The organism is Myroides odoratimimus (assembly GCF_001485415.1).
GTDB classification, from domain to species: domain Bacteria; phylum Bacteroidota; class Bacteroidia; order Flavobacteriales; family Flavobacteriaceae; genus Flavobacterium; species Flavobacterium odoratimimum.
In genome coordinates this window covers 35,705-45,081 of record NZ_BCMQ01000021.1, presented here as the reverse complement: position 1 = coordinate 45,081, position 9,377 = coordinate 35,705, and the positions used below count along the sequence as shown (strand labels likewise).

The window sequence follows — 9,377 nt, the reverse complement described above, 5'->3', positions numbered from 1 at the left end:
ATTTAGTATAAACAAATTTACAACTTTAATTGAACTTACTTAATACAGATAAGAAATAAAGTTTATATATAACGAAAGGAACTACACTGTAGCTCCTTTATTATTTTTTATATTCTCGACAAACTCATCAAATAAATATCTTGAATCATGTGGTCCAGGACTTGATTCAGGATGATATTGTACAGAGAAAACATTCTTATTTTTCATCTTCATACCAGCAACAGTACCATCGTTTAAATGCACATGAGTTAGCTCAAGATTATCATGCTTACTTAGCTCCTCCTTATTAATTGCAAAACCATGATTCTGTGATGTGATTTCACCTTGAGTAGAACCTAAATTCATAACAGGATGGTTCACTCCGCGGTGTCCGCTAAACATCTTAAAAGTACTCACACCTTGAGACAAGCCGATTAATTGATGGCCTAAACAAATACCGAAAACAGGAAGCCCTGAATCTATAACTTTATTAACCGTGTCAAGAACTCCTAATTTTGCTAAAGCTTGTGGATCACCAGGTCCGTTAGATAGGAAATATCCATCAGCACCAAATGCTACTAATTCATCATAAGAAACATTGTAAGGAAACACCTTTACATAACAATCTCTCTCTTCGAAACAACGCAAAATATTTGTTTTAATACCAAAATCAACTGCCGCAATTTTATGAGACGCATCAGGATTACCAAAGTAGTAAGCTTCTTTAGTAGATACTTTAGAAGACAACTCTAAACCTTCCATTGAAGGAACGTTCTCTAACATCACTTTTAACTCCTCAATTGATTTACCATCTGTTGAGATGATAGCATTCATAGCACCGTTGTCTCTAATATGAGCGGTAAGAGCACGTGTATCAACATCAGAAATAGCTATAAGATTAGCCTTTTCCAAATAAGTCAATAAATCCGATTCTGAATTTGGACGTGAATGATAATAACTAAAGTTTTTACAAACTAAACCAGAAATCTTAATTCCATCAGAATCAACTTCGTCAACATTAACCCCATAGTTACCAATATGAGCAGTTGTTGATAACATGATTTGACCGAAGTAAGAAGGATCTGTAAAGATTTCTTGATAACCTGTCATTCCAGTGTTAAAACAAATCTCTCCGAATGCTGTACCTTCTACACCAACCGACTTACCAAAAAAAACAGTTCCATCTTTTAAAACTAAAACCGCCTTCTTTCTTTCTGAATATTCCATTGTATTGTTGTGTTGTATTAATTTTTAGCAAAAATAAAAAAAAAAGGACATCCTTATAAAGAATGTCCTTAATATTATAAATAACAAAAATAAATTTTGTTGATACTATTCATTAGTTTCAGCTTCATTAGAAGTTGCCTCAGTCGCAGGAGCTTCAGCAGCTTTCTTTTTACCTCTACGAGTAGATGATTTTTTAGCTTCTTTCTTAGCAACGTTGTATAATTCGTTGAAGTCAACGAATTCAATCATAGCCATATCAGCGTTATCTCCTAAACGATTACCTAACTTAATAATACGAGTATATCCACCTGGACGATCTCCTACTTTTTGAGCTACTTCTCTAAATAGTTCAGTAACTGCGTCTTTGTCTCTCAAATAAGAGAAAACAACACGACGGTTATGAGTATCGTCAGTTTTAGCTTTAGTTACTAATGGCTCAATAAACTGCTTTAAAGCTTTAGCTTTAGCTACAGTAGTATTGATACGCTTGTGCTCGATTAAAGAACAAGCCATATTAGCAAGCATAGAGTTTCTATGTCCTGCTTTTCTACCTAAGTGATTTATTTTCTTTCCGTGTCTCATTTCTTACTAGAATTTAGACTTTGCAGTCTAGTTTATTCTTTATCTAATTTGTATTTTGATAGATCCATCCCGAAATTAAGTCCCTTAACAGCTACTAACTCTTCTAATTCAGATAAAGACTTCTTACCGAAGTTTCTAAATTTCATCAAGTCGTTTTTGTTAAATGATACTAAGTCTCCTAATGTATCTACTTCAGCCGCTTTCAAACAATTCAATGCTCTAACTGAAAGATCTAAATCAACTAGTTTAGTTTTTAGAAGCTGTCTCATATGAAGAGATTCCTCATCATACGATTCAGTTTGTGCAATCTCATCTGCCTCTAAAGTAATTCTCTCATCTGAGAATAACATAAAGTGGTGTATTAATGTTTTTGCAGCTTCAGTTAACGCATCTTTTGGATGAATAGAACCATCGGTAATGATATCAAAAACTAACTTCTCATAGTCAGTTTTTTGCTCAACACGATAGTTTTCGATAGCATACTTAACGTTCTTAACTGGAGTATAAATTGAGTCAGTAAAGATAGTACCAATAGGAGCATTAGGTTTTCTATTCTCTTCAGCTGGTACGTAACCTCTTCCCTTCTCAATAGTAAGATCCATATTAATAGTTACATTACTATCCATATTACAGATAACTAATTCTGGATTCAGAATCTGGAAACTAGAAATGAATTTCTGGAAATCACCTGCAGTCAACTGTTCTTTACCAGAGAAAGAGATACTAACAGTTTCATTATCAACATCTTCAATTTGACGTTTAAAACGAACTTGTTTTAGGTTAAGAATGATTTCAGTAACATCCTCAACTACACCAGCGATAGTAGAAAACTCATGATCTACTCCTTCAATACGAACTGAAGTAATTGCATATCCTTCAAGAGAAGAAAGAAGAACTCTTCTTAATGCATTACCTATTGTCAATCCATATCCCGGTTCTAAAGGTCTAAATTCGAATTTGCCTTTAAAATCGGTCGAATCAATCATGATAACTTTATCGGGCTTTTGAAAATTAAATATTGCCATATTTGTTTCGACTGAATGTCAATTATTATTTGTTGTACAACTCTACGATTAACTGTTCTTTGATGTTTTCAGGAACTTGAAGTCTTTGAGGTACAGAAACAAATGTTCCTTCTAACGTTTCAGGATTCCAAGTAATCCACTCGTAAACAGCGCTAGAATTAGATAATGAACGTTCGATAGTCTCTAGAGATCTTGATTTTTCACGAACAGCAACTTTATCACCAGGTTTCAATTGGTATGAAGGAATATTTACTAATTCCCCATTTACAGTAATATGTCTATGAGAAACGATTTGACGTGCAGCTCTACGAGATGGAGCAATTCCCATTCTGAATACTACGTTGTCTAATCTTGACTCACATAATTGAATTAATACCTCACCAGTAACTCCACGAGCTGCAGCAGCTTTTTTGTATAAGTTTCTGAATTGTTTTTCTAAAATACCGTAAGTATATTTAGCTTTTTGTTTTTCCAATAACTGGATAGCATATTCTGATTTCTTACCTCTTTTTCTTGCTAAACCATGTTGTCCTGGAGGGTAATTTCTTTTTTCTAAAGACTTGTCATCTCCGAAAATTGCTTCACCGAACCTACGTGCGATTTTTGTTTGTGGACCAGTATATCTTGCCATTTCTTAATAAAATTGAAAAAAGGTAGGGATTATGAATTCAGGTCACTTTCCTCCGATAATCTATTCCTACCTTTGGTTATACTATAAAATTAAACTCTTCTTCTCTTTGGAGGACGACATCCATTGTGTGGCATTGGAGTAATATCGATAATCTCTGTTACTTCGATTCCACCGTTATGTAAAGATCTGATTGCAGATTCTCTTCCGTTTCCAGGTCCTTTTACATAAACTTTTACTTTTTTCAATCCTGCCTCAAGTGCAACTTTACCGCAATCTTCTGCAGCCATTTGAGCAGCGTAAGGAGTGTTCTTTTTAGAACCTCTGAATCCCATTTTACCTGCTGATGACCAAGAAATCACTTCACCTTTTTTGTTAGTTAATGAAATGATGATATTGTTAAACGTCGCATTAATATGAGCTTCACCTGTTGACTCAACAAGTACTTTACGTTTTTTTGTATTCGCTTTAGCCATATTACTACTTATTATTTAGTTGCTTTTTTCTTGTTAGCAACAGTTTTTCTTTTACCTTTTCTTGTTCTAGAGTTGTTCTTAGTTCTTTGTCCTCTTAATGGAAGACCAGCTCTATGACGGATACCTCTGTAGCATCCGATATCCATTAAACGTTTGATGTTTAATGAAATCTCTGAACGTAATTCTCCTTCAATTGTGAATTGACCTACAGCTTCACGGATAGCTCCGATCTCATCGTCATTCCAATCTTGAACTTTTTTATTTTCGTCAACTTTAGCTCTTTCTAGAATTTCTTTAGCTCTACTTGAACCAATTCCAAAAATATAAGTTAAAGCAATGATTCCTCTTTTGTGTTTAGGTATATCTACCCCTGCGATTCTTGCCATAATTATCCTTGTCTTTGTTTAAATCTAGGATTCTTTTTATTAATAACGTAAAGTCTACCTTTTCTACGTACTATAATGCACTCGGCACTTCTTTTTTTAACTGATGCTCTTACTTTCATTTTAATAGCCTCTTTAATATCTATAAGTAATTCTTGCTTTGGTCAAATCGTAAGGGCTCATCTCTAATTTTACTCTGTCACCAGGTAATAATTTGATATAATGCATACGCATCTTACCTGAGATATGGGCGATTACTACGTGTCCATTTTCTAATTCCACACGGAACATAGCATTTGATAATGCTTCAATAATTGCTCCGTCTTGTTCTATTGCTGATTGTTTTGCCATAAAAACTAAGCTGTTGCTCTTCTATTTTTACCACTTGTCATCATGCTATCATACTGTTTGTTCAGTAAATAAGCATTGACTTGTTGAATTGTATCGATTACAACACTTACCATAATCAATAACGATGTTCCTCCATAAAACATTGCCCAACCTTGTTGAACTCCTAATAAACTTACCACGATTGCAGGGAAAACTGCGATTAGTGCTAAGTAAAGAGAACCTGGGAATGTTATTAAAGACATGATTCTATCTAAGAAATCACCTGTCTCACTACCTGGTTTAACACCTGGTATAAAACCGCCACTTCTCTTTAGATCATCAGCCATCTTATTAGTAGGTACTGTAATTGCGGTGTAAAAGTACGTAAAAATTATGATTAATAAAGCAAAAAGTGCATTATACTCCCAACCAAACACATTATGAAATGTTGTACTGATTGATTTAGCAGTATCCGAAGTTGACAAACCTGCTACTGCAGCTGGCACAAACATGATCGCCTGAGCGAAGATGATTGGCATAACTCCTGATGCATTTAACTTTAATGGAATCCACTGACGGTTACCGCCTAACATAGATTGATCATAAGTTCCTGAAGCACTTCTTCTTGCATACTGAACCGGTATACGTCTCACAGCAAGAGTTAAATAGATACAAGCAACGATGATTAACAACCATAAAATTACTTCTATAACCACCAACATAGGTCCTCCATTATTTTCTGTAATTCTTGATTGGAATTCTTGGATGAAAGACATTGGAAGTCTTGCAATAATACCAACCATAATTAATAATGAAATTCCATTTCCAATACCTTTATCAGTAATTTTTTCACCTAACCACATTGCAAAAACAGTTCCGGTCACTAGTATAATTACTGAAGAAAACAAGAATGAGAAAGAATTGAAACCTAACAAAAATGCATCCGGTGGTAATTGCACATACAAGTTATAGATGTAACTAGGTCCTTGTAATAAAGTAATACCGATTGTCAACCATCTTGTTATTTGGTTCATCTTCTTTCTACCGCTTTCTCCATCATTTTGTAGCTTTTGTAGATAAGGAACCGCGATTCCCATCAACTGAACTACTATGGAAGCAGAAATATAAGGCATAATACCTAATGCAAATACAGATGCTTGCGCAAATGCACCACCTGTAAAAACATTTATTAACCAACCGATACCTTGATCAGTTTGATCAGTTAAAGCTTGCAATTTCGTTGCGTCAATACCTGGAAGGGTAACTTGTGTACCAAAACGGTACACAAGCAATAACCCTAAAGTTATCAAGATTTTGTTCTTTAACTCTTCAATTTTCCAAATACTGGCTAATGTTTCAAAAAACTTCTTCATCTTGTTTATTAAGATTTTATAACGTTACAATTTCTCCACCAGCTGCCTCGATTGCCTCTTTAGCAGATGCTGAAAACTTGTGTGCAGAAACTTTTAATTTTGCTTTTATCTCTCCACGCCCTAAAACCTTAACTAAACTATTTTTAGAAGTTAATCCTAACTCAACTAAAAGAGCAAAATCAACAGTGTCTTTTACTACTCCGCTATCAACTAAAGATTGTAATCTTTCTAAGTTGATAACATCATATTCTACTCTATTGATGTTTTTAAAACCAAATTTAGGAACACGTCTTTGAAGTGGCATTTGTCCTCCTTCAAATCCGATTTTTCTTGAATATCCTGAACGTGATTTAGCACCTTTGTGTCCTTTTGTAGAAGTTCCTCCTTTACCAGACCCTTCACCACGACCAACACGTTTGTTTTGGTTGTGTACTGAACCTTTTGCTGGTTGTAAATTACTTAAATTCATACTCTACAATATTATTTAGCCTCCTCTACAGAAACTAAGTGTTGAACTTTACTTACCATTCCTAAGATTGCAGATGTAGCATCATGCTCCACCACTTGACCAATCTTACGAAGTCCTAAAGCCTCTAATGTTCTCTTTTGTACAAGAGGACAATTAATTTGGCTTCTTACTTGTTTTACTTTAATTTTTGACATAACTCTCTCAAATTAACCTTTAAATACTTTTTCTAAAGAAATTCCTCTTTGTTTTGCAACTGTAGAAGCACTTCTTAAACGTAATAAAGCGTCAAAAGTAGCCTTCACCACGTTGTGAGGATTTGAAGATCCTTGAGATTTAGATAATAAATCTTTAATCCCAACAGATTCTACAACCGATCTCACAGAACCTCCAGCGATTACTCCAGTACCCAAAGATGCAGGCATCAATAATACTCTTGCTCCACTGAATTTTCCTTTTTGTTCGTGAGGAATAGTATGACCATTTAAAGGAACTCTAACTAAGTTTTTCTTTGCATCCTCTACTGCTTTAGCGATTGCTTCAGAAACGTCTTTTGATTTACCCAAACCATGACCCACTACACCGTTTTCGTCACCTACTACTACTACAGCAGAGAATCCAAAAGCTCTTCCCCCTTTAGTAACTTTAGTAACACGGTTTACACTAACCAAACGATCTTTAAGATCAAGACCAGTTGGTTTTACAAATTCTACGTTTTTATAATTTTGATACATAACTAATTAGAATTTTAATCCAGCTTCTCTAGCGCCTTCAGCTAATGATTTAACACGACCGTGGTATAAATAACCTCCTCTATCGAAAGATACAGTTTCTACACCAGCTTTCAAAGCTTTCTCTGCAATTAGTTTCCCAACCGATGCAGCAGTTTCAATATTGGTTCCTCTTGTTATCCCAGCTTCTCTTGAAGATGCTGCAGCTAGAGTTACTCCATTCACGTCATCTATGATTTGCGCATAGATTTCTTTATTACTTCTGAATACAGAAAGTCTTGGCTTAGCAGCAGTACCGCTAACGATCTTTCTAATTCTGAATTTAATACGTTGTCTTCTTTCAGATTTTGTTAATGACATAGTCTTAATTTTTAAGCTGATTTACCTGCTTTTCTTCTTAACTCTTCACCCACAAACTTGATACCTTTTCCTTTGTAAGGTTCTGGTTTACGGAATGAACGGATTTTTGCTGCTACTTGACCAACTAATTGTTTGTCAAATGAAGTTAATTTAACGATTGGATTTTTACCTTTTTCAGATATAGTTTCCACTGTAACTTCTTTTGCAATATCCATCACGATATTATGAGAGAAACCTAAAGCTAAATCTAACTTTTGTCCTTGATTAGCAGCACGGTATCCTACCCCAACCAATTCCAAACTGATAGTAAATCCTTCTGAAACTCCTTTAACCATATTGTTGATTAAACTACGGTATAATCCGTGTTTAGCTCTTTCAATCTTATCATCAGAAGAACGCTCAACGATTACTTGGTCTTCTTCAACTTTAATACTAACTGTATCAAACTTTTGAGAAAGCTCTCCTAATTTACCTTTTACAACAATCTCTCCTTCTTTAACGTCAACCGTTACTCCAGCAGGTATTGCTATTGGACTTTTACCTATTCTTGACATCTCTTAGTCTTTTTAAATTAGTATACGTAACAAACTACTTCTCCACCAACATTCAATTGTTTCGCTTGCTTTCCAGTCATCAATCCTTTTGATGTTGAAACGATAGCGATTCCTAATCCGTTAAGGATTCTAGGAAGATCTGCTGCAGAAGCGTATTTACGCAAACCTGGTTTACTAATTCTTTGGATATCTCTAATTACAGACTCTTTTGTGTCTTTATCATATTTCAAAGCTATTTTGATTGTCCCTTGAACTGAACTATCATCAAATTTATAGCTTAAGATATATCCTTGATCGAATAATATTTTCGTGATTTCTTTTTTGAAGTTTGAAGCTGGAATTTCAACCACTTTGTGGTTAGCTCTCACAGCGTTTCTAACTCTTGTAAGGAAATCTGCTATTGGATCTGTATACATGTTTTTACCTTTAAATCTTAATTACCAACTTGCCTTTTTTACTCCAGGTATCAATCCATTATTTGCCATTTCACGGAATGTAACACGAGAAATACCGAATTGACGCATATACCCTCTTGGTCTTCCTGTTAACTTACATCTGTTGTGTAAACGAACTGGAGAAGCATTTTTAGGTAACTTTTGTAATCCTTCATAGTCACCAGCTTCTAAAAGAGCTGTTCTCTTAGCAGCATATTTATCTACTAATGCTTGTCTTTTAACCTCACGGGCTTTCATTGATTCTTTAGCCATACTTAATTCTTTTTAAAAGGTAATCCTAATTCAGCAAGTAAAGATTTCGCTTCTTTATCTGTTTGAGCAGATGTTACGAAAGTGATATCAAAACCAGCGATTTTGTTAACTTTATCGATATTGATTTCAGGGAAAATGATTTGCTCAGTAACACCTAAGTTATAATTTCCTCTTCCGTCAAAACCATCAGATTTAATACCTGAAAAGTCTCTTACACGTGGTAAAGCTGAAGTTACTAAACGATCTAAAAATTCATACATTCTCTCTCCACGTAACGTTACTTTTGCCCCGATTGGCATTCCTTTTCTTAATTTAAAAGTAGCAACGTCTTTCTTAGAGATAGTAGCTACTGCTTTTTGTCCTGTAATTTTAGTTAACTCCTCAACAGCGTAATCAACTAATTTTTTATCAGAAACAGCAGCACCAACTCCACGGCTAACAACGATTTTCTCAAGTTTTGGAACTTGCATTACGTTTTTATAACCGAATTCCTCAGTAAGAGCAGAGATAACTCTGCTTTTATATTCTTCTTTAAGTCTTGGTATATAAGCCATAA

The 9,377-nt window shown here is 34.6% G+C and carries 17 protein-coding genes; all 17 read right to left on the bottom strand.

Features of this window, described 5'->3' with window-relative positions:
- Positions 1-81: 81 nt before the first annotated feature.
- Positions 82-1,206 carry a glutamine-hydrolyzing carbamoyl-phosphate synthase small subunit gene (gene carA / locus MODO_RS15000; protein ID WP_006259469.1) on the bottom strand — a complete coding sequence of 375 codons (1,125 nt, stop codon included), beginning with the start codon at positions 1,204-1,206 and terminating at the stop codon, positions 82-84.
- 105 nt (positions 1,207-1,311) lie between these two features.
- Entirely contained in the window at positions 1,312-1,788 is a 477-nt protein-coding gene (gene rplQ / locus MODO_RS14995; RefSeq protein ID WP_006259470.1) for a 50S ribosomal protein L17, read from the bottom strand.
- A 32-nt stretch (positions 1,789-1,820) separates the two neighbouring features.
- Positions 1,821-2,813, bottom strand: a complete 993-nt coding sequence (locus MODO_RS14990; protein WP_006259471.1) for a DNA-directed RNA polymerase subunit alpha — start codon at positions 2,811-2,813, stop codon at positions 1,821-1,823.
- A gap of 25 nt (positions 2,814-2,838) precedes the next feature.
- Positions 2,839-3,444 carry a 30S ribosomal protein S4 gene (rpsD, locus tag MODO_RS14985; RefSeq protein ID WP_006259472.1) on the bottom strand — a complete coding sequence of 202 codons (606 nt, stop codon included), beginning with the start codon at positions 3,442-3,444 and terminating at the stop codon, positions 2,839-2,841.
- An 89-nt stretch (positions 3,445-3,533) separates the two neighbouring features.
- A complete protein-coding gene (gene rpsK / locus MODO_RS14980) occupies positions 3,534-3,917 on the bottom strand; it encodes a 30S ribosomal protein S11 (protein ID WP_006259473.1) in 384 nt (127 codons plus the stop codon).
- Between the two features lie 11 nt (positions 3,918-3,928).
- On the bottom strand, positions 3,929-4,303 hold the full coding sequence (gene rpsM, locus MODO_RS14975) for a 30S ribosomal protein S13 (protein WP_006259474.1): 375 nt from the start codon (positions 4,301-4,303) through the stop codon (positions 3,929-3,931).
- A 2-nt stretch (positions 4,304-4,305) separates the two neighbouring features.
- Positions 4,306-4,422, bottom strand: coding sequence for a type B 50S ribosomal protein L36 (ykgO, locus tag MODO_RS19095; RefSeq protein WP_002987490.1), 117 nt, complete (start codon positions 4,420-4,422; stop codon positions 4,306-4,308).
- A 13-nt stretch (positions 4,423-4,435) separates the two neighbouring features.
- Positions 4,436-4,651 carry a translation initiation factor IF-1 gene (gene infA / locus MODO_RS14970; protein ID WP_002987492.1) on the bottom strand — a complete coding sequence of 72 codons (216 nt, stop codon included), beginning with the start codon at positions 4,649-4,651 and terminating at the stop codon, positions 4,436-4,438.
- 5 nt (positions 4,652-4,656) lie between these two features.
- A complete protein-coding gene (gene secY, locus MODO_RS14965) occupies positions 4,657-6,003 on the bottom strand; it encodes a preprotein translocase subunit SecY (protein WP_006259476.1) in 1,347 nt (448 codons plus the stop codon).
- Between the two features lie 16 nt (positions 6,004-6,019).
- Positions 6,020-6,472, bottom strand: coding sequence for a 50S ribosomal protein L15 (gene rplO / locus MODO_RS14960; RefSeq protein ID WP_006259477.1), 453 nt, complete (start codon positions 6,470-6,472; stop codon positions 6,020-6,022).
- Between the two features lie 11 nt (positions 6,473-6,483).
- Positions 6,484-6,666 (bottom strand): 50S ribosomal protein L30, encoded by a 183-nt coding sequence (rpmD, locus tag MODO_RS14955; protein ID WP_006259478.1) that lies wholly within the window; start codon positions 6,664-6,666, stop codon positions 6,484-6,486.
- Between the two features lie 12 nt (positions 6,667-6,678).
- Positions 6,679-7,203, bottom strand: a complete 525-nt coding sequence (rpsE, locus tag MODO_RS14950; protein WP_006259479.1) for a 30S ribosomal protein S5 — start codon at positions 7,201-7,203, stop codon at positions 6,679-6,681.
- A 6-nt stretch (positions 7,204-7,209) separates the two neighbouring features.
- Positions 7,210-7,560 (bottom strand): 50S ribosomal protein L18, encoded by a 351-nt coding sequence (gene rplR / locus MODO_RS14945; protein ID WP_006259480.1) that lies wholly within the window; start codon positions 7,558-7,560, stop codon positions 7,210-7,212.
- 11 nt (positions 7,561-7,571) lie between these two features.
- Complete coding sequence (gene rplF / locus MODO_RS14940; RefSeq protein ID WP_006259481.1) at positions 7,572-8,114, bottom strand: 50S ribosomal protein L6; 543 nt, start codon at positions 8,112-8,114, stop codon at positions 7,572-7,574.
- Between the two features lie 17 nt (positions 8,115-8,131).
- A complete protein-coding gene (gene rpsH, locus MODO_RS14935; protein WP_006259482.1) occupies positions 8,132-8,530 on the bottom strand; it encodes a 30S ribosomal protein S8 in 399 nt (132 codons plus the stop codon).
- Positions 8,531-8,551: 21 nt separating this feature from the next.
- A complete protein-coding gene (gene rpsN / locus MODO_RS14930; RefSeq protein WP_006259483.1) occupies positions 8,552-8,821 on the bottom strand; it encodes a 30S ribosomal protein S14 in 270 nt (89 codons plus the stop codon).
- A 2-nt stretch (positions 8,822-8,823) separates the two neighbouring features.
- Complete coding sequence (gene rplE, locus MODO_RS14925; RefSeq protein ID WP_006259484.1) at positions 8,824-9,375, bottom strand: 50S ribosomal protein L5; 552 nt, start codon at positions 9,373-9,375, stop codon at positions 8,824-8,826.
- Positions 9,376-9,377: the final 2 nt, after the last annotated feature.